The sequence below is a fragment of the Eggerthella sp. AM16-19 genome, from assembly GCF_003474385.1.
GTDB lineage: Bacteria > Actinomycetota > Coriobacteriia > Coriobacteriales > Eggerthellaceae > Senegalimassilia.
This window is the reverse complement of sequence record NZ_QUCY01000005.1, coordinates 22,222-46,861: the sequence shown is the minus strand read 5'-3', so window position 1 is coordinate 46,861 and position 24,640 is coordinate 22,222. Positions and strand designations below refer to the sequence as shown.

Here is a 24,640-nt window from a genome sequence, read left to right as displayed (position 1 = left end):
AAGGATACCCCATTCGGTCTTGCGCCGGTTACAGTAGGAGCTCTCCGGTTTCAACCTCACTGCATACCTGGCGTAGCTAATGTTCGTGCAGGCGTACGCCTATACAAAAGCGTTGCCGGCATGCTTGGGTGCACCGGCTTCGCGGTTTCCCTACTCTTGCTGTCCTGAGGTGATCTCGTGACGGTAGCGTTCGAATTCGTCAAGCAGCTCCATGCGCGAGTGAACGTCTGCCTTTCGGTATATGTTGTGCACGTGCGCGCGAACTGTCGATTCTGCTACGAATAGCTTTTCGGCTGCAAACGATGTCGTTCGCCCTGCCAGTAAATACCCTAAAACTTCGGTTTCGCGCGGCGACAGGCTGACGCGTTGCGCAAAAGTTGCCATAGCGGTTTCGCGGTCAGGGAGGGACTCCTCGCTTTCTTGTACTGCACGATCATCGGCAATGCTCAGCATCATTACGCGGTCCTTGTCCGTAAAGGCCAGCGTTGCCGTCAGCAAGACGATGAGCAAAGCGAACACTGCCAGCAGCTCGCTGGGATCGGCTGCTTGCAGATGCGGGGACAACGCGAATCCCGCAGCCCACCCGACAAGCATGCCTAGAGAGTTGACGAGCCTTGCGAAGGCGATCGTCTTGAACAACGAAGCGTCGCTGGCCTTCACGATGTTGCAAAAGTCGTTATAGGAAAGCACTTCGAACGTGAGGTATCCCAGCGTTACGAACAGCCCCGCAATCAAAGGCTGGACGTGAAGCGCAAGCAACGCGAATCCGACGCCGAACAGCGGAGCCACGATGCGATACAGCGCATAAGGCGTTGTCGTTTGCGCGAATCGAAAGGCGAGCAAAGCGATCGCCGCGAGCGCCACGGCGCTTGTCGGTTCGACGATGTACGCCTTCGAGAAGGAGTTCCCCCCAAGCGCCGCAATGCCCAGATACAACGAAAATGCGAAGGAATACAACGCAAGGCCGATAGTCATTTTCACGAGCGGCCTGGTGAAGCTTAGGTGCGCCGATGAATTTTGCGCATACGCCCTGAGGTTCTCGGGCTCTTTTTGCTGTTCGACGGATGCCTCGCTGGCGGCATGGTATCGAGTGGAAAGCACGAACGCCGCGCATGAGGCAGCGGGCAGCACTGCGGAAGTAGCGCTCATCGCCGTCTGTCCGGCAAAGAGCGTGGCCAGGCAAATTACGGCGCCCGTTGCGTACGACGCAACAAGCAAGGCGAGCGTTTCCCCAAGCTTCATGTAGCCGAAAAACGTCATCCACAGCAAGAACAGCGAACACTCCGCAACTGCTGCTAATACCGATGCCGCAAAAACAATCCCTGTTTGTTCGCTTGCGAGGAGCAGGACGGTTGCCGTCGTGCCGCAGACAAGCGCCGCAAGCAACTGAACGCGCTTCCCGCGTTCAGTGGAAAATCTTCTTGCAAACGCGATGGCACCGATGAGGACGATGACGCGAACCAGCAGCTCGCACATTTCGAACGGGACGTCGCCAAAGCCAAGCGGCCTGCCGAAAAGGGGCGATGGCGACAAGACGGCTAAGAACAGCCACGCCCAGAATAAACCGAACCCTAGAAACCGTGCTGGGAACAATCCTTCGCTGTTCAATGTTAAACCTGTTTCCCCCTGCTGTTTACGTGCTCATCCGAACCGCCTCTCCGCGGAACGTCTGTTTGAGATTATACGGCAAAAGAGGTGCTATACGGCAAAAGGGGTGCGCATGGCGGCTTGCCTGGGTTCGCATGCTTGCTTGCAGTTTTGCCCCGCTGTCTGTTTTAGCCGTTTTACCTGGCTAAACTCTGCAACCTAAACGTTATTGTCTAGGCGTTTGGCCGAATTTAAGCCCTATTGTGAAGTGGTCAGCTGCCATGTATTCCGGTAGTTTCCCAAATATCGAAGCGCGGCACAGCGGGTTGTATATCGAAAAACAGCCTTCCCGCAAAGCCGGCGCACAAGGGCGTCAAACGTTTGGCGCATCGGTAAGGGGGGATGATATGGACTGCAGATTTGCACGTTTTAAGGTGGCCGTCGATGGGTAAAACGGCATTGCTGCAGCGCACGGTAACGCGCCGCAACCTTATAGAAGGCGGCATCGCGGCGGGCGCGCTGATTGCGCTCGGGGGAACGGTAAAAGCCTTTGCCGGAGAGGGGGACCTTCTTCGTCCTCCAGGAGCGCAGGACGAGCAGAGCCTGCTCTCGCTTTGCATCCGCTGCGATCGATGCAGAAGCGCATGCCCGACCAACGCCATTGGCGTCGGGCATCTTTCCGACGGCATCATCAATGCTCGCGTTCCCGTGATGGATTTCCGAAGCGGGTTTTGCGACATGTGCGGCGGCGATTTTAAATGCTTGGCGGCATGTCCCGTTGCGGCTATCAAACCGTTTGACGAGCACGTCGACAAGATAGGCATGGCGGCAATCGACGAAGACGTTTGCCAATTGTTCGGTGTCTCTGCGCATTGCAACGCCCCTTGCATAGATTCTTGCACCTACGGTGCGCTTTCCCTTGACGGCAATGGGCGCCTTCACCTTGACGAGTCGGCATGCAATGGATGCGGTGCCTGCGAAAACGCATGTCCGGCGAGTTCGTATGGAAGCTACGACGCTACCGGGCGGCGGGGGATCAACGTTGAACCCTGGAAAGGAGGTCGCGCATGATTCGCATTCGGAAAGCAGTTCGATTTCTGATCGTGGCGGTTTTGCTTATCGCGCTGTTTGCAGGATGGCAGACGGGCACACTGTGCAGCGTCGGTTACGACGCTATCGCGTATATCTGCCCGCTCGGTGCGCTGGAAACCATATTCGGTAGCTGGGCTTTCGTCCCGCGCGTGCTCATCTGCCTTGCGGTTGTCGTGATCGTTGCGCTTGTGTTTGGGAAGGCGTTTTGCAGTTGGGTGTGCCCCGTTGCGCCTCTGTCCGATTTGCTGCGGGGTAGGAAGGCGCGCGAGAAGGACGAATGCGAGCGTACGCAGGCGGCTCACCGAGTTCTTGAACGCTGGAGCGATACCAACGCGGCGCAAGCGGAAAAGCATAAGCCCTTCCGATCTCGGGTCGACGGACGCCATGTCGTGCTGGCCGGGTCCCTCGCATCGGCGGCTGTGTGTGGCTTCCCGGTGTTTTGCCTGGTATGCCCCATTGGTTTGACGTTCGCGAGCGCGATTGCCCTGTATCGCCTGATCGGTTTCAACGAGCCTGCTATAGAGGTGCTGGTGTTTCCCGCGTTGCTGGTGCTCGAACTTACCGTGCTTCGCAAATGGTGCCACCGTTTTTGTCCGGTCGGTGCGTTGCTATCGCTGCTTTCCCGCGGTAATCGCACGTTCAAACCGCACGTGGACGCAAGCATGTGCGCACGTCATGCGGGTAGTTCATGCGCCGCATGTGCTCAGGCGTGTCCCGAGCATATCGACCCGTGTGCCGATCTTGGCGATCGTTCGCTTGCCGAATGCACTCGGTGCGGGGCCTGCGTGAACACTTGCCCTGCTAAGGCATTGAGCTTTGTGAACAGAAAGGAATAGATATGGTCGAGCAGTTTCAAGAGCCTTCCTCTGTGCTTCAGCAAACGCCATGCGAGAAAGATTGCGATACGCAAGCGATTGCGCAAACGCCCGAGGATGCCAAGGCGCGTCTTAAGGCGGTGGTGGAACAGGTGCCAAGGCATCGCGAGATGTTCATTCGCTTGCTCACGTTTTGCAAGCAGCGGCGCACGCTTGAGGAAGCGGAAACCCAAATCGCTTCGTATCCCGAATACCCTCAGGCCGCGCAATCTCCCTATCACCTCATCATGACGATGGTCAACGAAGGCGGGCTGCGCTGGATCGAGCTTGACGCGCAGGGACAAGAGCTCACCGATGAGCGCAAAGCGGGGCTGACCGAGGACGAAATCGATGACATTATCGACGTTTTTGCAGTTCAAACAACGGAAATTGGCGAAGACGTCGCTCAGGAGCTTTCACCTGAATCGCGCTTGCGTGCATTGTTTGACAAGGTTCCACAGCGCTTGGGCGCTTACCTCGACGTCATAGATTTCTGCACGATCCCGCGAAGCTACAAAGAGGTCGATACCTTGCTTCGAGCCGGGGATGCGCTTCGTGCGAGCGTAGCTAGCAATTCTCAACCGCTTCAGCCGAGCTTCTTCCTTGACATGTTGGAGCGCAACGGCGGGCTGGTTTGGAAAGATGGTTGGATTGCAACGGGGAAGGGGAAGGAACTGGCCAAAACCTTACGCGCTGCCATGGCGTAGGAGAAACGATTTCGAGACGATCAAAAACGAGATGATAGGAGAGGACATGTCGACAACGAACATGACCCGTCGCAGCTTCACGAAGGTTGCTGCCGCGGTGGGTGCGGCTTTGGCGGCCACGGAATCCGTGCAGCTGCTCGAGGACGCCGACAAGGCGTTTGCCGCGCAATCTGTTGAGCGTGTGATGCATAAAACCGCATGTCACGGTTGCACGAATTGCTGTCCGGTTCGCGTGTACACCGAGGATGGCAAAGTGGTGAAGATCGAGGGTGATCCCGATGGACCGCTGAACAAGGGCGGTGTGTGCCTGAAGTGCCTGAGCCAGATTCAAACATTGTACAGCCCTCGCCATGTGCTGCATCCCATGAAGCGCGTGGGGGAACGCGGCCAGAACAAGTGGGAAGCCATCAGCTGGGATGAGGCGCTTGACCTGGCTGGCGAGCAGATCGCCACGGCTGTGAAGAAGTTCGGCCCGTATTCGTATTGGTCTGCCCGTGGCGGTGGCGGAGCCTATATCGAATGGGAAACCTGGGGTATGGATTACACGGTTGGCGGTTGCAATTCGCTGGCTTCGGGTGCATGCCAGTGCGCCATGCCGCGCGACTTCGTGTCCTCCACGTCGGTGGGCTTTAACTGCTGCCTGGATATGGACAACGTCGACCGTTTCGTGGGTATCGTCGACAACGCCGAGATCGACGGCAAGCGCCGCGATGATTCCGAGCGCGTGTTCGTGATCTGGGGTAGCCAGCCCTCTGCCTCAAAGGCGGCTCATGGCGGTCACGGCCTGGCCGATGCCCGCAGCAATCTTGGCGTGAAAACCGTGGTAATCGACCCGTATATGACCGCAGACGCGGTGAAGGCCGACGTGTGGTTGCCCATTCGCCCGGGTTCCGACACAGCGCTTTTGCTTGCTTGGATTCGCTACATCATCGACACGAAAGCCTATGACGAGCAATTCGTGAAGTACTGGACCAACATTCCGTGCTTGATCAACCCCGAGACGAAGCTGCCCTACCGCGCCGAAGAAGTGTGGCCCGATTACGTCAACCCTGCCGCTGACGCTGCCGGTGTGTACGACACTCCCGCATATGTGTGCTTCGATGCGCGCACGAACTCCGTGCAGCCGCTGCCGTTTTCCGCTCCTGAGGCAAGTCCGGTCGACCCTGTCCCGTTCACGACGGCGAACGTCAACGGGGTAGAGGCGAAAACCGCTGGTCAGATTTATTGGGAAGAAGCAGATCCCTGGACGCTTGATGCCGCTGCGAAAACGTGCTGGCTTGACGCCGATCGCATCAAGGAAGCGCTCGACTTGTACATTTCCGCTGATTTCGGCGGCGTGTCCGGCGGCGTGTTCTCCGATCATCAGGAGTGCTCTTCCACGGCGCCGCTGGGCATGCTGGCCATCGACGCGCTGCTCGGTCGAATCGAAACGCCCCTGTCGGCGTTCCAAAACCATGGCCCGGCTTCGCTGACCGCCGACCGTCCGACAGCTCGTTTGGGCGAGGCGTCCACCAGCTTTGCTCGTTACGGCCTGGGCTGGACGACCGGTTTCACGAAAGAGGAAAACGACCGTAAGCTCGACAAGGTCGTGGAGGGCTGGAACGAGAAAGGCCGCGACGGCGAGCAGATGCGCCGCTACTTCTTCCAGTCTCGTTGCGACACGCTCGGTGCGAACGCACACAAGGGCATCCATCAGTGGCAGACGTGCGCTCCGAAGGAGCTGCGCCAGGCCATCACCACCGGCGAGCCGTACCGTCCGCGCGTCATGTACGAGATGTCGGGCAACAAGTACGCCGTCATGGGTCCGTCGCTGCAGTGGAAGGACGCCTTCGACCAGCAGGATTTCGTCATCCAGCAATATCCCAACATGACGTCGTTCACCATCCAGTCCGTCGACCTGTTCCTGCCCACCACCGAGTGGCTCGAGTACGATAGCTACGAGGCGCCCGGCACGCATTTCAACCGCCATTACGCGCGTTGCGCCGTGACGCATCTTGGCGAGACGGTCAACCCGTTCGTGTCGCCTTATCAGGTTGGCAAATCGGTGGTTGAGCACCTTGGCGCGGAAAATTGCTTCGATCCGGATGCGTTCAAACAGCCGTTCTTCGAGAGCACCGAAGCCGCACGCGCCGCATGGGCCGAGCAGATGGGGCGCAGCTCATGGGATGAGATGCTATCCGACATCGACAAACGCTATACCGAAGTGCCGCTGAACCAGTACATGGTGTACAAGCAATACGAGGGCATCGTGTCCGACGGCTTGCCGCGCGGTTTTGCCACCATGTCGCGCAAGGTTGAGGTATACAGCGAGGCTATGCTGCGCCTGGCGCGTACCGGCTTCCCGTACATGTACCCCTACGAGCAGCCTTCCTGCGACGACTATTCGCCTATTTGCGTGTTCAAGGAGCCCACGGAAAGCCCCTTGACCGATACGGAATACCCGTTGGTCATCACCACTGGGCGCCTGCCGCATTTCCATCACGGCACCATGCGCCATGCGCCGTTCATCCGCGAGCTCATGCCCGTTCCCGAGCTGCGCATCAACCCCAAGACCGCTGCGGAGTACGGCATCGAGCATTTGGATTGGGTGAAGATCACGTCGCGACGTGGCAGCTCCCATGCCCGTGCGTACCTTACGGAGGGCATCGCGCCAGGCGTGCTCATCACCGAGCGCTTCTGGAATCCCGAGTGCTTCGACGATACGCAGAGCTCCATTACCCCAGGTTTCGAGGAATGCGGTTACAACGTCATGTCGGCCGACGAGTTCCAAAACCCCGTGTTCGCGACGAACAGCTACCGCGCGTTCACGGTCAAGATCGAGAAGTCGACGCGGCCTGAGCGTATATGGATTGAAAGCGAGCAGTTCGCGCCGTTCATGCCTGCGTTGCGCGACGAGCCGGTTACCAAGGAGGTGTTCTAAATGGCGAAGGGTTTGCTGATCAATCTGGACCGATGCAGCGGTTGCGACAGCTGCATCGTGGCATGCAAGCTTGAGAACGGGCTTGACCTTGGTCACTTTTACAACAAGGTTATCTCGATCGGCCCCGTTGGCACGTTCCCGAACGTCGAGAAGTATTGGCTTCCCTCGCAGTGCCAGCAGTGCAAGAACCCCGCATGCGTGGAGGTGTGCCCGACGGCGGCAAGCTACCGCGACCCGAAGACGGGCTACGTGCTTATCAACAAGGAGAAATGCATCGGGTGCAAGTATTGCATGTATGCCTGCCCCTACGGCGTTCGCAGCTTCGACAAGGAACATGGGTGCGTTGAGAAATGCACGTTGTGCAGCCAGATCACCGCTGACGGATCCGATGTACCGGCGTGCGTGCACAACTGCAACTGCGGTGCGCGCTTCTTCGGCGATTTCGACGACCCTGATTCCGACGTGTGCCGAGAGATGGCGAAATATCCTGCTGAGGCGATCCACGCGCTGCCCGATCCTGGGAACGCCCAACCGCTTACGCGCTACATTTTGTCGCCGAAGGTGGCAAGCTGGAAGGAGCTGGTGTAAATGGAGATTCAATGGCCTTTGGTGCTGTTTTCCCTGTTGGCAGGCACCGGTGGCGCGCTGGCGGCCTTTGTCGGCCTTGCGGGGCTGCTTGGCGGAACGCGTAAGGTGCGCGAAACCGCCGCGTTGTGTTCGATCGTTTTGGTCGTGCTTGGCGGTTGCTTTTCCGTTTTGCATTTGGCTTCCCCGCTTCACGCCATCAGCGCCGTGACGAACCTGCTGTCGTTCTCGGGCGTTTCCATCGAGTTGATGCTGATCGGCATCAACTTCGTGGTAATGGCCGCATGGCTTATCCTCGCCCGCCGCGAAGGCTCTGAGGCGGGCTTGAAGTGGGTTGGCGTTGTCGGCATCGTTGCCGGATTAGCGCTCGGCTTCTTCTGCGGCCATGGCTATGTGATCGAGGGACAGCCTACGTGGAACACCAATGTGCTTCCGTTTGCGTATCTGGGGTCTTCCCTCGCTTGTGGCGCGTTTTTGTACGGGGTTTTGGCTGTCAAGTTCGGGGATGATGGCGAGCTTGGCGGAAAGCTGGGCGTTTTCACGTTTGTTTGCGCGGTGATCGGCGCTGTGAGCGCCGTTGCCTACGCGGCCGTGCTCGGTGGATCGGCTTTCTCGCAGCCTTTGGTTATGTGGGGCGGCGTCGTCGTGTTCGGTGTGGTCGGTGCGATCGCGAGCGGTGTTTTGGCGATGCGGCTCAAACAGGAACGCCTACTTGCCGTTAACGTTTGCGGTCTTGTATGCGCTGCGATCGGCGGCCTGTCCATTCGCATTCTCATGTGGCTGTGCGCAACCGGTTTCATCGATCTGTTCGCGCATACCGTTCCAAGCGTGATGCTTAACTTGTAGCGGTTTGCTCGCCGGGAACGTATATGCGTTCCCGGCGAGCCCCGATACGCCAACCGCAAATAGAACAAGTTTGCGGTTGGCGTATCGGGGTCGCAGCAAATGGGCCTCGTAGCTTTCGCGGCAATGTGATGGGGCTGCGGGAAAGCGAAAAGGTTGTAGTGCGCGCGGCGCTTCGATCAGGTTGGCGTAAGCGATCGGAGCCGTCGTGCAAGTTTGAGGAGCAAGGTATGGACGAGAAAACGAAGGGGCTGTCGCCCCTGTACGGCATTGAGCTGCTTTCGCAACGAGCGGAGATGTACAAGGTTTTGGCGCAGTTGTATTTTCGCCCCCTTTCCTCCGAGCAGGTCAATGCTTTGTCCGAGCAAGACTGGGAATCGCTTGCCGAAGATGGTTCTGCGGCAGCGGATGCTTGCAACGACATATATCGCGCATTGCGACGCATGAATACCGGCACGGTAGATGATTTGGCGGCTGATTTCACCGCTGTGTTTTATGGAGCTTCAACCCATGATGGGAAAACGGCCCAACCATATGCTTCGCTGTTCATGCATGATGGCAATCAGATCATGGGGGAAGCATGCTCGGAGGCATACCATGCGTTCAAGAGCGAATGCATCCGGGTTGCGCAGGGCATCGACATGCCCGACGATCACCTTTCGTTCATGTTCGAATTCATGGCGAAGCTGTGCGAGCGCGCAAAGCTGTGCGTGGATGCCTCGGACGAGTCTGAGGCAGTGCGTATAGTTTCACTCCAGCGCACGTTTCTGGAAAAGCAGGTTACGCCGTGGGTGAACGATTTCCTTGACTTGGCGCTTTCGATGGTCGCGACGAGGTTCTATCGCGGGGTGATCAAGCTGACCGGCGCCTTTTTGAATGAAGAGAAGCAGCTGCTCGAGGAAGTGGGGTAGCTGTCCTTGACGGCTGCGATGCTGCCGGTTTAGCCAAGGAACGCGTGCAGGGGGCCTTACGCGACTTTGCGCTCAAACCTCATGGCAAAACGTCGGATTCCCTTTAGGCGCAAAGAGGTGCGATCACAGATACCTTCCCGTCACGCTGTCGGGGTTGGCCGCTATCTGCTCGGGCGTGCCGCAGGCCACCACGCGACCGCCCGCTTGGCCGCCGCCGGGCCCCATGTCCACTACGTAGTCGGCGTTGCGGATGAAGTCCAGGTCGTGCTCGATCACCACCACCGTGGCGCCTTGCTCGACCAGGTGCTGGAACACGTTCAGCAGCGTGCGCACGTCGCGCGGGTGCAGGCCGATGGTAGGCTCGTCGAACACGAACAGCGCCCCGTCCTGCGCTTTGCCCATTTCGCTGGCCAGCTTCAGGCGCTGCGCCTCGCCGCCGGAAAGCGCCGGCGTGGCCTCGCCGAGCGTGAGGTACCCAAGCCCCAGGTCATGGAGCGTTTGCAGCATGGCGTGCGCCTTCTTCAGGCTGGCGCACGCATCAAGGGCTTCGTCGATGCTCATGGCCATAAGCTGCGCGAGCGTGCGCCCATTCCAGGTGATGGCGTCGGCCTCGGCGCCGTAGCGGCGGCCGCGGCAGTCGGGGCAGGGGACGTCCACATCGGGAAGGAACTGCACGTCAAGCGACACCTGGCCGGTTCCGTCGCAGGTGGGGCAGCGTAGCTTGCCGGTGTTATAGGAGAACGCGCCCGCCTTCAAGCCCGCGGCTTTTGCCTCGTCGGTGCGAGCGAACGCGCGGCGCAGGTCGTCGAGCACGCCGCAATAGGTGGCGACGGTCGAGCGCACGTTCGCACCGATGGGGGTTGCGTCGATGAGCTGCGCGCGGACGATGCCGGCGGGGTCGATCCCGCGCACGCTGGATGGCAGCGTTTCGTCCGCGTTTACGCTGTTCAGTGCGGGAATCAGCTCCTCCAGCACCAGCGTGGTCTTGCCGCTTCCGGATACGCCGGTAACCGCTGTCAACCGGTTGACGGGCAGGTCGACCGACAGCTCGTGCACGGTATGCAGCGGGCTGGTTTCCAAGTGGATAGTGCCGTGCTCGAACAGCTGGCCCTCCGGGCAGCGCGGGCGCACGTTGGACATGGGGTCGGATGTGGAAGCGGAAAGGGACGCAGCTTCGGGGGCTTCCGCCACGCAAGCGCTTGCCCCCGCCGATGCGGCGGGCGCGTTCGGCGCCGCGGCAGCCCCCGCCGGCGCGTTTGCGATGCCCTTCGTTTCGCTGTCCGGCAAATACCTTCCGATCAGCGAGCGGTCATCGGCCCGCAACTCGCCCGGCGTGCCGCAGGCGACCACGTGCCCGCCGCCCGCTCCGGCTTCTGGGCCCATTTCCACCAGGTAGTCCGCCGCGGCCAGGATGCGCGTGTCGTGATCGACCATCACCACCGAGTTGCCGTCAGCCAACAGGTCGCGCATAACGCCGAGCAGGCCGTCGATGTTGGCGGGGTGCAAGCCGATGGAGGGCTCGTCCAACACGTAGAGCACGCCGGTGGTGCGATTGCGCACGGCGCGCGCCAGCTGCACGCGCTGGCGTTCGCCGGTGGACAGCGTGGAGCCTGCGCGATCGAGCGACAGATAGCCCAGTCCCAGCTCAAGCAGCCGTCGCGCCGTATGCTGGAACGACTCGCAGATGGAGACCGCCATAGGGCGCAGGTCCTCAGCGAGCGTTTCCGGGACGCCATCTACCCAGGTCACGGCTTCGTCGAGCGTCATCTTGCACGCCTTCGCCAGGTTTATCCCGCGCACGAGCGGGCCTCGCGCCGCCGCCGACAGGCGCGTGCCCTCGCAATCGGGGCACGGCCCTTCGGTCAGGAAGCGGGCCACGCGCGCCAGGCCCTTCTCGTCCTTCGCCTTCGCCAGCGCGTTCTCCACGGTGTAGACGGCGTTGTAGTAGGTGAAGTCGAGTTCGGCGAAGTTGTCGCCTTTCTTCGCCTTGTACAGAATGTGGCGCTTTTCGGCGGGGCCGTGGAAGACGATGTCGCGTTCCTCGGGCGTGAGCTCGGAAAACGGCACGTCAAGGCGCACGCCCATCTCGCCGCACACCTGCTTCATGAGGTCCCACATCAGGCTTCCCCAGGGAAGCACGGCGCCCTCGTTGATGGTTTTGCTCTCGTCGGGGACCAGCGCGGCCTCGTTCACGCGCCGCACGGTGCCGGTGCCGCCGCAGGTGGGGCAGGCGCCGCCGCTGTTGAAGGCAAGCTCCTCGGCGCCGGGCCCGAAGAAGGTCTTTCCGCAGGTTGCGCACGTGATCGGCTGCTCGGCGGCCACCGACATGGAGGGCGGGGCATAGGTGCCGCAGTGCGGGCACGGGTGGCTGCCCACGCGGCTGAACAGCAGGCGCAGGCTGTTTAGCAGCTCGGACATGGTGCCGAAGGTGCTGCGCACGCCGGGGACGCTCGGGCGTTGGTGCAGCGCCAGGGCGGCGGGGACGTAGCGCACCTCGTCGACGTCGGCGCGCGCGGCCTGCCCCATGCGCCGACGCGTGTACGTGGACAGCGCCTCCAGATAGCGACGCGAGCCCTCTGCGTACAAAACGCCCAGGGCAAGCGAGCTTTTCCCGCTGCCTGACACGCCGCACACGCCCACCAGCTGGCCCAACGGGATGTCGACGTTCACGTTCCGCAGGTTATGGACACGCGCCCCGCGCACCTCGATATGCGTAGGGTTGGCGGGCGTGATGCTGGTTTTGCCGGTGGGCAGGTGATTCATGGCGGGGCCTTTCAGGCGATGGCGTAAGGTTGCCTTTCATTATAAGGCGAGTCCGGGGTGGGGACACGGAGGGTGTGCCGCGGGACACGGGCGGAAGCTGGAAGGACACTTCGGGGACGTAGCGCTAACTGTCCGGATTGATTCGCCCGTATGTTAGCCATTTCGCCCGCCCGGACACATAGTGCTACGTCCCCGAAGTGTCCGAGGCTCGAAGTGTCCGGGGTGTGTGCTTGTTTGGTTGGCGGCGGTTGGCGCTTGTACAATGGAGTCGACACCTACCGGGTCATCCAGACGAGAGGATATTCCTATGAGCAAGGTCTTGCTGGTTAACGGCAGCTCGCGGCAGGAGGGCAACACGTCGGTTGCGCTCGCCGAGGTTGCCGCCGCGCTTGAGGGGCACGGCATTGAGACGGAAACCGTGTGGCTGGGCAACAAGCCCGTCAACGACTGCATCGCCTGCGGCAAGTGCGCTGAGCTGGGCGGTAAGTGCGCCATCGACAACGATGTGGTCAACGAGCTGATCGCCGAGGCTGCGCAGGCCGACGGCTTCGTGTTCGGCACGCCGGTGTACTACGCGCATCCCTCGGGCCGCATCCTGTGCGCGCTCGATCGCGCGTTTTACGCAGGTGGCGCGGCGTTTCGCCATAAGCCCGGCGCGGCGGTGGCTGTTGCGCGCCGTGGCGGCACCACGGCATCGTTCGACGTGCTGAACAAGTACTTCACCATCTGCGAGATGCCCGTCGTGTCGTCCACCTACTGGAACAACGTGCATGGGCGCCTGCCGGGCGAGGCCGCGCAGGATGCGGAGGGCCTGCAGACCATGCGCAACATCGGGCAGAACATGGCGTGGCTGCTCAAGTGCATCGAAGCCGGGAAAGCCGCGGGCATCGACGTCCCCGTTGCCGAGCGCGGCCAGATGACGAACTACATCCGCTAGCTTGGACGGCCAGATTGCGAGCTAGCTCTGCTAGTTCGCGCGGTCGGATGACGAACCGCGTCCGTTATCTCGATCGGCCAGATTGCGAACCGCATCCGCTAGCTCGGGCGGCTCCAACCGTTATTTGACGCATTCGTGAAGCGCCGGCCATGTACCGGCGCTTCCGTGTTAAATCCGGGAGCCTCTACGTTACATTTCGGAAATCTCGGGGAAATCCGCCGCAAAATGGGCCCGTATGAAAACTGCGGCGGTCGCGGTTGCGCCGCCGCTTGCGGAAACCGAACGTGCAAGGAGGCCCTTCGTGGCTAAGGTCAACCCGAATTACCAGAAACTTCCCGGCAGCTATCTGTTCTCCGAGATCGCTCGCCGTACCGCCGCGTACTCCGAGGCGCATCCCGAGGCGAAGCTCATCAAGATGGGCATTGGCGACGTCACGCGCCCGCTGGTCCCGGCCGTCATCGAGGCGATGCACGCCGCCGTCGAGGACATGGCCAAGTCCGAGACCTTCCACGGCTACGGCCCTGAGCAGGGCTACGATTTCCTGCGCGCCGCCATCGTCAAGCGCGATTTCCATGCGCTCGGCGTCGACATCGCCGACGACGAGATCTTCATCTCCGACGGCGCAAAGTCCGACTGCGGCAACATCGGCGACATTCTGGACGTCGACAACGTGGTGGCCGTGTGCGACCCGGTGTATCCCGTGTATGTCGACTCCAACGCCATGGCCGGGCGCGCAGGCGACTACGACGAGGCCGCCGAACGCTGGACGAACATCGTGTACATGCCCACCACCGCCGAGAACGGCTTTTGCCCGGCGCTTCCCGAGGGCCGTGCGGACGTCATCTACCTGTGCAGCCCGAACAACCCCACCGGCACGGTGCTCAACGCTGAGCAGCTGAAGGTGTGGGTCGACTACGCAAACGCCAACGACGCCATCATCATGTTCGATGCCGCCTACGAGCGTTTCATCACCGAAGAGGGCGTGCCGCACTCCATCTATGAGGTGGAAGGCGCCAAGACCTGCGCCATCGAGTTCCGCTCGTTCTCCAAGACGGCGGGCTTCACCGGTGCGCGCTGCGGCTACACCGTGGTGCCCAAGGAGCTGGTGCGCGACGGTCAGAGCCTCAATGCCATGTGGAATCGCCGCCAGTGCACGAAGTTCAACGGTGCCAGCTACATCATCCAGCGCGGTGCCGCTGCCATCTACACCGAGGAAGGCGAGCGCCAGATCGAGGAGACGCTGGCGTACTACCGCAACAACGCGCGCGTGATCAAGGAGGGCCTCGAGGCCGCCGGGTTCACCGTGTACGGTGCGGTGAACAGCCCGTATATCTGGTGCAAGACGCCTGAGGGCGTGGGCAGCTGGGAGTTCTTCGACAAGCTGCTGACCGAGGCGAACATCATCACCACGCCGGGTGCGGGCTTCGGCCCCTCGGGCGAGGGCTACGTGCGCCTGACCGCCTTCGGTGACGCCGATGCCACGGTCGAGGCCATGGAGCGCATCCAGAAGCTCATGGCGAAGTAGAGACGGCGGGCGATCGTTTGCTAGTGCTGCGATTGCGATTGCCATAGCGTACGCGGTAGCTTTGGTGTATATAGCCCCCGTTGCGTGCATAGTTGCAGCACCGGGGTTGTGATGGCCGGTGCTGCAGGTGCAGTTGTCGCAGCGGACGCGGAGGTTGCGGCGTACTCAGCTGTTGTTGCATATGTAGTTGCCGAAAAAGGGGGCCTGCGGTCCCCTTTTTCGTATGCTTGGATGCACTTGCAGGGATATGACAACCAACCAGTTCAATGTGCATTCAGTTATCTAAGGTTACCGGTGTAGACCGGTGACCGGGATGCGGAGCGCAGGGTGGGAGAGTGAAAACAGGCCTAAAACTGTGCATTTTCTGCACAGTGAGTAAATCGATCATCATTCACCATAGTAAAAGGCCCCGGATGTGGTATAAGCCACAATAATATGCTAAACGATGCGCAACGAATACCAATTGCAATGCGTTGTCTTGTGGGGTGCTGCAAGTTGGATGTTGCGAGGCATTTCGAACGCGATCATCGCGAGGGTGCCTGCGGGGCTCCATCTTGCTTGGCCGTCAAAAAAGGGCGGTCGGTAAACTGCCGACCGCCCCAAACGGCATAGGGGTCGCACCAATTGGCATCAGCGCTTCCTGCCAGCAGCCCTCGGCCGCCATTGCGCCCTATGCCTGCGGGGCGCTTGCGGGCGCCTCGCCATGCGTCGGCGCAGCGCCGCCTTCGGGCGCCCCGGCCTCGTCGGCGTAGCTGCGCTCCTTCAGCAGCATCGATACCGTCAGCGCGGCAACTGCCAGCACCAGCGTGAACGCGAAGCCCCAGTGCACGCCGTTGGTGAACGCGACCGCGCCGCTTTCCGCGCTTGCCGCCTGGCCCATGCCCAGCAGGCTGGTGGCAACGGCGGTTGCGATGGCGCCGAGCACCTGCTGCAGGGTGTTCATCATGGTGGAGCCGTCCGCGTTCATGCGGTGCGGCAGCGAGTTCAGGGCGCTCGTTTGGCTCGGCGACATGGCCAGCGGCACACCGACCATCAAGATCACGTGAGCGCAGATCACGTACGTGATCGAGGAGTTGGGCGTCGCGAACAGGAACATCACCGTGCCCGCAATGGACAGGGCGAAGCCTGCGCGGGCCGGGATGCGGGCGCCGATGCGGTCGTACAGGCCGCCGGCGATCACGGACACGATGCAGTTCACCACGCCGCCGGGCAGCATGAGCATGCCGGCCATGGCCACAGGCAGCAGCATGCCGCTTTGGATGTACTGCGGCAGCAGGTACATGGCCGACAACGTGATGCCGAAGTTCAGCATCACCAGCGTCACGCCCACGCGATAGCCCTGCTGGCAGAACACGCGCACGTCAAGCACGGGGGTCTCCATGCACAGCTGGCGATTCACGTAGGCGGCAATGCAAATCACGCCGATGACCAGCGCGGATACCACCTCGATGCTGGTCCATCCGTACAGGCTGGCAAGCCCGGCGCCCAGCACCACGCCGCCGAATCCCAGGCATGACAGCACGCACGAGAGCGCATCGACGCGCGGGCGCGTCAGCTCGTAGGGGTTCACCAGGAACTTCGCTGCGAACACCATGGCCACGGCCAGCACCACGGCGAAGGTGAAGAAGATGAAGCGCCAGCCCAGCACGCCGAGGATGATGCCCGAAAGGGTGGGGCCGATGGCGGGGGCGAACATGATGATGAGCGCCGTCAGGCCCATCGCAGCGCCGATTTTCACCGGGGCGAACACCTCAAGAACCACGGCGAACATCATGGGCAGCACCAGGCCGGTGCCCACTCCCTGCACCAGACGTCCCGCCAGCATCACCTCGAAGCTGGGGGCAAACCCGCTGATCAGCGAGCCGACGAAGAACGCGCCCAGCGCGAACAGCGTGAGCTTGCGCACGCTGAACCACTTCATGAGCAGGCTGGCGAAGGGCAGCACGATGCCGATGACCAACATATAGCCGACGACCATCCACTGCATCACGGCGACGTCGACGCCGAACGCTTCGGTAAGCTGCGGCAGCGCGATGTTGAGCGACGTTTCGCTGAACATGCCCGTGAAACCGCCCAGGTACAGGCCCATCATGGTCAGGTAGGGGTGCGCAACCTCGATGTGCGCCTTATGGGGATCGAAACCTTGCATATTGTTTTCCGTACAATCCTTTCCGACTTTTGCGCAGCGCCCGCGCGGGCACAAATGCCCGACAAAACAAAAAGCGGGGGCTGCAAAGGAAGCTTTCATCCTTTGCAGCCCCCGCTTAAGGGCGCTACTGACTACCACTAATTGCTTTCAGCCTAGCAGAAAACAAGCCCACTTCGTAAGCGTGGAAATTGTGGAGAATCGAAAAGCGCCTCCCGCGAAGGGAGGCGCTTCATACGCGTTACGCGCGGCGTTGGCTGAAGCCCCTTCGCGCGGCGGCCCGCTTCGCTGCCGCATCCCCGCCTGGCCCCTCGCTCGTTTCGGCTCATTGTACGCGCTCGATCGGCTATTGTTCCCCTGAACGAAAAGTCGGGCCGCGGGTTGCTGAAATGCGGCTGAAAATGGGACGGCATGGCGCTTCTGAAACGCCCGGATTTGGTAAGCTGTTATCAGAGGTTTTCTTCACATACGCATTCGGGAAAGGGAAAAATCCATGGCCCAAGAATCGGTGAACTATCAATGTCCGAACTGCATGGGGCCGCTGCGCTATAAGGGCGATAGCGGCATGCTCGAGTGCGAATTCTGCGAATCCACGTTCACGCCGGCCCAGGTCGAGGAGGCGTATGCGGCCAAGCAGCACGAGGCCGACGAGAAGGCCCAGGCCGCGGCGGCACGCGCCGAAGCCGGCGAGCAATCAAGCTTCGAGCGCATGGCCGACGACGCCGCCGGGGCGTCGTCGGTGGTCACCGAGGACGTCATCGACGCTGCCGTGGCGGTGGGCGCCCAGGCCGAAAGCTCCATCGCTTCGTATCTCTCGCGTGCCAGCTGGAACGAGGAGGAGCGCGCCGGCATGCGCACGTACCTGTGCTCGTCGTGCGGCGCGCAGCTGACGTCCGACGCCACCACCGCCATCCAGGAATGCCCGTACTGCGGCAACCAGGCCATGGCGCCCGGCTCGTTCGTAGACACTGCAAAGCCCGACCTGGTCATCCCGTTCAAGCTGGACAAGGCCGCCGCCGAGCAGACGCTTACCGAGTATTACAAGGGCAAGAAGTTCCTTCCGAAGGAATTCGCCGCGCAAAACCGCATCGCCCATGTGCAGGGCGTGTACGTGCCGTTCTGGCTCTACGACGGGTCGGCGAGCGGCGAGGGCACCTTCGAGGCGCGCAACATACGCACCTGGCGCGAGGGCAAATACGAGGTTACGGAAACCCATGTATACAACGCGTGGCGCCAGGGCTCGTCGGAGTTCACGCGCATCCCCGCCGACGGTTCGGCGAAGATGCCCGATGAACACATGGACGCCATCGAGCCGTTCGACTACGACGAGCTGACCCCGTTCTCGGTGGCTTACTTGCCCGGCTTCTCCGCCGAACGCTACGACCAGGACTCCGACGCATGCTGCCATCGCGCGGTGCGCCGCATGGAGAACACGCTTGCCGACCAGCTGCGCGATACCGTCACCGGCTACGACCAGGTCGACCCGGCCGACGTGGACGCCGAGGTGTCGTTCTCCGAGATCAAGCAGGCGTTGCTGCCGGTATGGATGCTGCACACGCGCTGGAAGGACAAGGACTTCCTGTTCGCCATGAACGGCCAGACGGGCCGTTTGGTGGGCGATCTGCCGGTGTCGCCGCTGAAGGTGGTGCTGTGGTTCTTGGGCATCTTCCTGGTGGTCGGCGCCGTCATGCTGGGCGTGGACTTCGGGTTCATCCAGTTCGACGACACCGTCACCCGCGTGGGCGTCGACGCGGGCGTGCCGCTGGTCGTGGCGGCCGGCACGTGCATCTATTTTTACTCGCAGATGAAAACGGCGGTGGAGCAGCGCAGCGCGCATGCGTACGTGGTCAATGGCAGCTTCGACTTGACGGGCAGCGACGACACGTTCGTCACCTCGTACCAGACGCGTACGCTTGTGGAAACGGATGACGACGACAAGCGGTAACCGATTTTCACCGGTTGCAGCAGCGCCGATCATCGCTTCCGTAACGGAACGGCCGGTGCCTTGCGCGATCGGGTATAACCAAGCTCTATCTAATAGGTTTTGGAGTAGCGAACGAATAGGCAGCATCGGAGAAGGAGGACATCATGGGTTTGATCAAAGCGGGCATCGGAGCTGCAGGCGGCGTGCTGGCCGACTCTTGGCGCGAGTACTTCTACTGCGACTCGCTTGAGGCCGACGTGCTGTGCGCGAAGGGCCAGAAGCGCATCTCGGACAAGGGCCGCAGCTCGAACACCAAGGGCGAGAGCAACATCATCTCGGATGGGTCGATCATCGCGGTGAACGAGGGCCAGTTCATGATCATCGTCGAGCAAGGCGCCATCGTCGACGCTTGCGGCGAGGCGGGCGAGTTCGTGTTCGACAAGTCCACCGAGCCCAGCCTGTTCTTCGGCGAGTCCGGCACGCTGGGCGACCGCATCAAGAAGTCGTTCGAGCGCGTGGGCGCGCGTTTCTCCTTCGGCGGCGACACGGGCAAGGACCAGCGCGTGTACTTCTTCAACGCCAAGGAGATCGTGGGCAACAAGTATGGCACGGCTCAGCCGGTGCCGTTCCGCGTGGTGGACGCCAATATCGGCCTTGACGTGGACATCTCCGTGCGCTGCAACGGCGAGTACTCCTACAAGATCGTCGACCCGCTCATGTTCTACAAGAACGTTTGCGGCAACGTGGAGGAGCCCTACACGCGCGACAAGATCGACTCGCAGCTGAAAAGCGAGCTTCTGACCGCGCTGCAGCCGGCGTTCGCGAAGATTAGCGCCATGGGCGTGCGCTACTCTGCCGTGCCGGCGCACACCACCGAGCTTGCCGACGCCCTGAACGAGGTGCTGTCCGAGAAGTGGGGAGAGCTGCGCGGCCTTAAGGTGGCAAGCTTCGGCGTGAACGCCATCGCGGCGTCCGAAGAGGACGAGCAGATGATCAAGGACCTGCAGAAGGCCGCGGTCATGCGCGACCCGAACATGGCGGCCGCCAACCTGGCGGCTTCGCAGGCCGACGCTATGCGCACAGCGGCCGCGAACGAGAACGGCGCCATGATGGGCTTCATGGGCATGGGCATGGCAAACGCGGTGGGCGGCATGAACCCGCAGGGCCTGTACGGCCAGGGCGGCAGCGCCCCGCAAAGCCAGTATCCCGTGGCGGCAGGCGGCGGCTTCGCGGCGCCAACCCCCGAGCCCGCTGCTGCGGCAGCGCCGGCTGCGGCCCCTGCTGCAGGCGGCGATGCGTGGACGTGCTCCTGCGGCGCCTCCAACACCGGCAAGTTCTGCAGCAACTGCGGCAGCCCCAAACCCGAGCCGTCTGCGCCCGCCGGCGAGTGGACCTGCTCGTGCGGTGCGACGAACTCCGGCAAGTTCTGCTGCAACTGCGGCAGCCCCAAGCCCGCAGGCGACGGCGGCTGGGATTGCCAGTGCGGCCAGCACAACACCGGCGCGTTCTGCAGCAACTGCGGCACGAAGCGCCCGTAAGGCGGCTTGTGCGCGATGCGCGGCAGGACCCCCGTTCCGCCCCTGGCGTGGGCGTAGGCCTCGCCGGCAGCTGAGCGCCCGGAAGGCTGTTAGCTCGCCGACGCGCAGCGGCAGGGCGTCGGCCCGACCCTTGCGGCGAAGCGCGATGCGCAAACTTGATGGCGGCGCCCGTATTTCATGCGGGCGCCGCTTTTTGCGGGTAGGGGCTCTTCGCCAACGATGCGCCGCTCATGGCGCTTGGGCCGTGATTGAGGCACGCTTAGAGTCCAATCGGCTACTTCGCAACGCGTAGCTTAGGGAGGGTTGCGAGCATGACGGTGCCGTGGCTGGAGCTGTTCTCGACTTCGATCGTGCCTCCGTGAAGCGTCGCGATTTCCCATACCAGCGACAGGCCCAACCCTACGCCCCCGTATTCCCTGCTGCGAGACTTGTCGACGCGGAAAAACGGCTGGAACACGCTGTCTCGGTGCTGTTCGGGGATTCCGAAACCCTCGTCTTTGATGCGGACGAGAACGCGATCGTCTTCCTCATCGACGGTCACGTCGATCGTCGAGGCGGGACGGCTGTAGCGAATCGCGTTCTCGACAAGGTTGAACATCATCCGATACATCAATGGGTCGCTGCCGTTCATCAGGCTGTTCCCGCGGCAGGCGAGGGCGATGCCCTTTTGGTCGGCGAGCGGGGCGAGGTCTGCTAGCACCTCCTCGATCAGGGGCGCGAGTTCGATTTCGTCGTTGCAGGGGATGGCGCGCAGCTCGCTCATTTCGAGCAATGTGCTCGTCATGCTCGACATCCTCTCGGTTTGCTCGTGCAGCAGCGTAAGGAGGTCGTTGGTCGCGGGCGTTACGTCAGGGTGTTCTACTGCGAATAGCTCCATTTGGGCCTGCATGAGCGCCAGAGGCGTGCGCAACTCGTGCGCGGCGTTGCCGGAGAACTGGCGTTGCGCGGCGAAACCCGCGTCAAGGCGATGTATCATGCCGTTGAACGATTCGCTGAACCTTTTGAATTCCGGAAGCACGTCCTCGCTGATTTTCGAATCGGCAAGATTCCCTGGTTGCACGTGTTCGATTTGCGCGGCGAAAGCCCGTAGGGGTCTGAGTGCGCGGCCGCTTGCGAAGTATGCGAGCACGCCTCCGATCAGCGTCACCATAGCGGTAATGCACCAGCTTGTAGCGCCGAACGACTTTTGCGCGTCGCTCACTACGATCGTCAGCTCATTGCCGACGTCCTCGCTTTCTGGGTCGAATGACTTGGGAACATCCTCGTTCACGTTGCTATAAGCCGATACCCCGCTGCCGATCTCATCCATATATTGCATTCCGGAGTAGCCGACAAGGAAGTTCATCGATAGGCAGGCCGCGCAGACGAGGGCGGCTGTCATCAACGTGATGCGCCATTGCAGTGAAAGGCCCTTCATTCGCTATCCTCCATCACGTAGCCTTGCCCTATGCGGTTGCTGATAGGGTCGTGCCCGAGCGCTTCGCGCAGCTTCTTCCTGAGCGCCGACATATGGACCCTGGCTGAATTGCTGAAGCTGTTCGCGCTGCAGTCCCATACGTGCTCGAGGAGCTCCTCCTGGCTAACCGGTCGCCCTTGGTTGAGCATCAGGTATTCCAATATGCCCGTTTCCTTTCGAGTCAGGGAAAGGGATCGATTGTTTGCGCAAGCCTTACGAGAGCTTGTGTCAAAAGAAAGGGTTCCGCAGGTCAGCACGGTGTTGTCTTGAACAAATCGCCTGCGGGTCAGGCTTCGTATCCTGGCTGCGAGCTCTTCTAGATGAAACGGTTTTGTCAGGTAATCGTTGGCCCCGGCATCCAAGCCGCATACCTTATCAGCGATGTCGCATCGTGCCGATAAGATCAGCACCTTCGTGTCGTGGTCGGTTTCCCGAAGCGTTTCAAGCACCGTCATGCCGTCCGCTTCGGGAAGGTTCAGGTCGAGCACGACCAGGTCGAAGGTTTCGATGGCGAGCAGGTCGATGGCCGTTTGCCCATCATGGCAGCAATCGACGCTATAGGCAAGATGGCGAAGGCTGCGGGTGATTGCGTCGCACAGTGCCTTTTCGTCCTCGACAACCAAAATACGCATATCGGCCCTCCAGCTCATACGTGTTGTTCCTTAACGCGGATTTTATAGCAGATATGATTACATATGCCCAAGAACGAAAGGAGTGTCAGATTGTTCAAAACAAGGAAGGCGGTATTCCAGGCGATCTTGCTGATCGTCGGGGCTGCCATGGTGGGCGTCGGCGCCCTTCGGGGTGAGGTCGACATCGTGCTCAGCAAGGCTATCAGGCTGTGTTTGGAGTGTGTTGGGATTGGGTAAGGGAAACTTCCATGCGTCGTGGTTCTTAAGCCGTTTCCGCGGGTTTATCCAGGCGGGTGCCGCATTGCTTTCGAATATCCACCTGCCGAACTTTATCAAGGGCGGTATTTACCAGGGTGATTCGAAAGCGGTATGCGTGCCTGGTTTGAATTGCTACTCCTGTCCAGCTGCTGCGGGCGCTTGCCCTATCGGCGCCTTTCAGGCGGTGGTCGGATCTTCGAAGTTCAGCTTCTCGTATTACGTGACCGGGTTCTTGATTTTGACGGGCGTGCTGCTGGGACGTTTCGTGTGCGGTTTTTTGTGCCCGTTCGGCTGGCTGCAGGAACTGTTGCACAAGATTCCGGGCAAAAAGCTGTCCACGGGCAAGCTCAAGCCGTTGAGATACGTGAAGTACGGGGTGCTGGCGTTGACCGTAGTGCTCCTGCCCGCGGTGCTCGTGAACGACGTCGGCATGGGCGACCCGCTGTTCTGCAAGTACATCTGCCCCCAAGGCGTTCTCGAGGGTGCTATCCCGCTTTCCCTCGTCGATAGCGGCATCCGATCGGCGTTGGGGGCGTTGTTCACGTGGAAGCTTGCGGTATTGATCGCAGTAGTTGTGCTGAGCGTGCTGTTCTATCGGCCGTTTTGCAAATGGGTTTGCCCCCTTGGCGCGTTCTACGCCCTGATGAACAAGGTTTCCTTGCTGGGGATGAAGGTCGATCAGGGCAAATGCATCTCCTGCGGTACGTGCGCGAGGACTTGCAAGATGGATGTCGACGTGACGGCTTCACCGGACCACGCCGAATGCATACGCTGCGGGATGTGCGTGAACGCTTGCCCTGTTGATGCCATCAGCTATCGCTTCGGCATGTGCGCGTCATGCGGTCATCGCGCCGCGGAGGCGGATAGGCTCGAATAACGGATATCGATTGAAAAACGGAGGAACCAAAATGAGGAAGGTCAAGAACATGAATGCGAAGTTGTTGAAGGTTTCGGCGGTGCTGGCCGCATCCCTGCTGGCAGTCGGTCTCGCTGCGTGCTCCGCCAGTGGCGGCGGAGATGAACGCCCGGCAGACACATCCGATGCCGCCGCGTTGATCGAGACGCAGCCGAGCGGAGCCGATGAGGCGGCGAAGCTGTACGCGCAGCTTATGCAAAAGGAAAACGAAGTGCTTTCGTCCGATTCGCAGCTTTGGGAGAAGCTGTTCCTTTCGGCAAGCAAGGAAAGCCCGATGGTCGAGGATGGCAGCAACTATGGCGACTTCCTTCTGGCCACGCTGGAAAGCGCCAAGGATAAGTTCACGGCGCAGGAGCAGGAAACGCTGAAAACCGGGGCTGAGCAGATCAAGCAGATCGAGGACAAGCTGGCGGCCCTTGAGCGAGAATTCCCCGGATGCGGCAGCACGCCGGGCCAAGGCGAGAGCGTTGATGCTCAGAGCGCGGGCATGACGGCAAAAGCCGAGGGGGCGGAAAAGTTCCCGAGCTTCAACGGGAAGGACCTTGACGGCAACGACGTGAACAGCGACGAGCTGTTCTCGAACAACACCGTTACGGTTGTCAACTTCTGGTTCACTACCTGCAAGCCGTGCGTGGGCGAGCTGGGAGAATTGGAGGCGCTTAACCAGAAGCTGGCGGAAAAGGGCGGCGCGGTCGTAGGCATCAATTCCTTTACCCTTGACGGCGACAAGACTGCGATTTCCGAAACGAAAAGCATCTTGGAGAAAAAGGGCGTGTCCTATAAGAACGTCTGGTTCGGCTCGGATAGCGAGGCCGGCGAGTTCACCTCCAAACTGTACTCGTATCCGACCACCTGCGTGGTTGATAGCAATGGCAATATCGTGGGGGAACCCATCGTGGGTGCGATCTCGTCCGCCGAGCAAGCGAAGAAGCTCGACGCGCTGATTGATGAAGCGATCGCGAACAGCGGACGATAAAGCGGGGCGGTTACGCTGAGCTCGGCAAGGGTTTGCGGCGTGTGGGCAGCGCGGGTCTTCGGGCGCGATA

19 protein-coding genes are annotated in these 24,640 nt (G+C 61.1%); 14 read left to right on the top strand and 5 right to left on the bottom strand.

The genetic code is table 11. The annotated features are described in order from the left end of the window. Nucleotides 1-150: 150 nt before the first annotated feature. Nucleotides 151-1,608 carry a helix-turn-helix transcriptional regulator gene (locus tag DW178_RS03205; RefSeq protein ID WP_158574019.1) on the bottom strand — a complete coding sequence of 486 codons (1,458 nt, stop codon included), beginning with the start codon at nucleotides 1,606-1,608 and terminating at the stop codon, nucleotides 151-153. A 381-nt stretch (nucleotides 1,609-1,989) separates the two neighbouring features. Between DW178_RS03205 and DW178_RS11640 the strand changes: the two genes are divergently transcribed. From DW178_RS11640 to DW178_RS03170, 7 genes are all read left to right on the top strand, one after another. Continuing rightward, complete coding sequence (locus DW178_RS11640) at nucleotides 1,990-2,658, top strand: 4Fe-4S dicluster domain-containing protein (protein ID WP_118349659.1); 669 nt, start codon at nucleotides 1,990-1,992, stop codon at nucleotides 2,656-2,658. Beyond that, nucleotides 2,655-3,515: a 4Fe-4S binding protein gene (locus DW178_RS03195; RefSeq protein WP_118349658.1), complete on the top strand. Its 861-nt coding sequence runs from the start codon at nucleotides 2,655-2,657 to the stop codon at nucleotides 3,513-3,515. The genes DW178_RS11640 and DW178_RS03195 overlap by 4 nt, the downstream gene beginning before the upstream one ends. Nucleotides 3,516-3,517: 2 nt before the next feature. Then, nucleotides 3,518-4,240, top strand: a complete 723-nt coding sequence (locus DW178_RS03190; RefSeq protein WP_118349657.1) for a hypothetical protein — start codon at nucleotides 3,518-3,520, stop codon at nucleotides 4,238-4,240. A 46-nt stretch (nucleotides 4,241-4,286) separates the two neighbouring features. Continuing rightward, nucleotides 4,287-7,160: a molybdopterin-containing oxidoreductase family protein gene (locus DW178_RS03185; RefSeq protein WP_158574015.1), complete on the top strand. Its 2,874-nt coding sequence runs from the start codon at nucleotides 4,287-4,289 to the stop codon at nucleotides 7,158-7,160. Further along, the gene (locus DW178_RS03180) at nucleotides 7,161-7,748 is read left to right on the top strand and encodes a 4Fe-4S dicluster domain-containing protein (RefSeq protein WP_114619834.1); all 588 of its coding nucleotides are present in this window, start codon (nucleotides 7,161-7,163) and stop codon (nucleotides 7,746-7,748) included. Continuing rightward, entirely contained in the window at nucleotides 7,749-8,591 is an 843-nt protein-coding gene (locus tag DW178_RS03175) for a dimethyl sulfoxide reductase anchor subunit family protein (RefSeq protein WP_118349655.1), read from the top strand. Nucleotides 8,592-8,818: 227 nt separating this feature from the next. Then, nucleotides 8,819-9,499, top strand: a complete 681-nt coding sequence (locus tag DW178_RS03170; RefSeq protein ID WP_158574013.1) for a TorD/DmsD family molecular chaperone — start codon at nucleotides 8,819-8,821, stop codon at nucleotides 9,497-9,499. Between the two features lie 123 nt (nucleotides 9,500-9,622). On the opposite strand, the gene DW178_RS11500 is transcribed toward DW178_RS03170, so the two are convergent. Then, entirely contained in the window at nucleotides 9,623-12,262 is a 2,640-nt protein-coding gene (locus tag DW178_RS11500) for an excinuclease ABC subunit UvrA (protein WP_286168484.1), read from the bottom strand. Between the two features lie 307 nt (nucleotides 12,263-12,569). Here DW178_RS11500 and DW178_RS03155 point away from each other — a divergent pair, with 307 nt between their 5' ends. Both DW178_RS03155 and DW178_RS03150 read left to right on the top strand, forming a co-directional pair. After that, complete coding sequence (locus tag DW178_RS03155) at nucleotides 12,570-13,199, top strand: flavodoxin family protein (RefSeq protein WP_118349653.1); 630 nt, start codon at nucleotides 12,570-12,572, stop codon at nucleotides 13,197-13,199. Between the two features lie 301 nt (nucleotides 13,200-13,500). Further along, nucleotides 13,501-14,724, top strand: a complete 1,224-nt coding sequence (locus tag DW178_RS03150; RefSeq protein WP_118349652.1) for an LL-diaminopimelate aminotransferase — start codon at nucleotides 13,501-13,503, stop codon at nucleotides 14,722-14,724. Between the two features lie 670 nt (nucleotides 14,725-15,394). On the opposite strand, the gene DW178_RS03145 is transcribed toward DW178_RS03150, so the two are convergent. Continuing rightward, nucleotides 15,395-16,873 carry a DHA2 family efflux MFS transporter permease subunit gene (locus DW178_RS03145; protein WP_199669233.1) on the bottom strand — a complete coding sequence of 493 codons (1,479 nt, stop codon included), beginning with the start codon at nucleotides 16,871-16,873 and terminating at the stop codon, nucleotides 15,395-15,397. Nucleotides 16,874-17,363: 490 nt separating this feature from the next. Here DW178_RS03145 and DW178_RS03140 point away from each other — a divergent pair, with 490 nt between their 5' ends. Next, nucleotides 17,364-18,815, top strand: coding sequence for a TFIIB-type zinc ribbon-containing protein (locus DW178_RS03140; RefSeq protein ID WP_118349651.1), 1,452 nt, complete (start codon nucleotides 17,364-17,366; stop codon nucleotides 18,813-18,815). Nucleotides 18,816-18,958: 143 nt separating this feature from the next. Beyond that, nucleotides 18,959-20,332, top strand: coding sequence for an SPFH domain-containing protein (locus DW178_RS03135; protein WP_118349650.1), 1,374 nt, complete (start codon nucleotides 18,959-18,961; stop codon nucleotides 20,330-20,332). Nucleotides 20,333-20,606: 274 nt separating this feature from the next. Here the strand turns inward: DW178_RS03135 and DW178_RS03130 are convergent, their stop codons facing one another. Together DW178_RS03130 and DW178_RS03125 are read right to left on the bottom strand one after the other, a co-directional pair. Then, entirely contained in the window at nucleotides 20,607-21,641 is a 1,035-nt protein-coding gene (locus tag DW178_RS03130) for a HAMP domain-containing sensor histidine kinase (protein ID WP_286168483.1), read from the bottom strand. Nucleotides 21,642-21,745: 104 nt separating this feature from the next. After that, complete coding sequence (locus tag DW178_RS03125; RefSeq protein ID WP_286168482.1) at nucleotides 21,746-22,438, bottom strand: response regulator transcription factor; 693 nt, start codon at nucleotides 22,436-22,438, stop codon at nucleotides 21,746-21,748. Nucleotides 22,439-22,510: 72 nt separating this feature from the next. Here DW178_RS03125 and DW178_RS03120 point away from each other — a divergent pair, with 72 nt between their 5' ends. The 3 genes from DW178_RS03120 (at nucleotide 22,511) to DW178_RS03110 (ending at nucleotide 24,570) form a co-directional block, all read left to right on the top strand. Further along, complete coding sequence (locus DW178_RS03120) at nucleotides 22,511-22,657, top strand: CD1871A family CXXC motif-containing protein (protein ID WP_220240876.1); 147 nt, start codon at nucleotides 22,511-22,513, stop codon at nucleotides 22,655-22,657. Between the two features lie 136 nt (nucleotides 22,658-22,793). Further along, the gene (locus DW178_RS03115; RefSeq protein ID WP_286168481.1) at nucleotides 22,794-23,555 is read left to right on the top strand and encodes a 4Fe-4S binding protein; all 762 of its coding nucleotides are present in this window, start codon (nucleotides 22,794-22,796) and stop codon (nucleotides 23,553-23,555) included. A 31-nt stretch (nucleotides 23,556-23,586) separates the two neighbouring features. After that, nucleotides 23,587-24,570 carry a TlpA family protein disulfide reductase gene (locus tag DW178_RS03110; protein ID WP_286168480.1) on the top strand — a complete coding sequence of 328 codons (984 nt, stop codon included), beginning with the start codon at nucleotides 23,587-23,589 and terminating at the stop codon, nucleotides 24,568-24,570. Nucleotides 24,571-24,640: the final 70 nt, after the last annotated feature.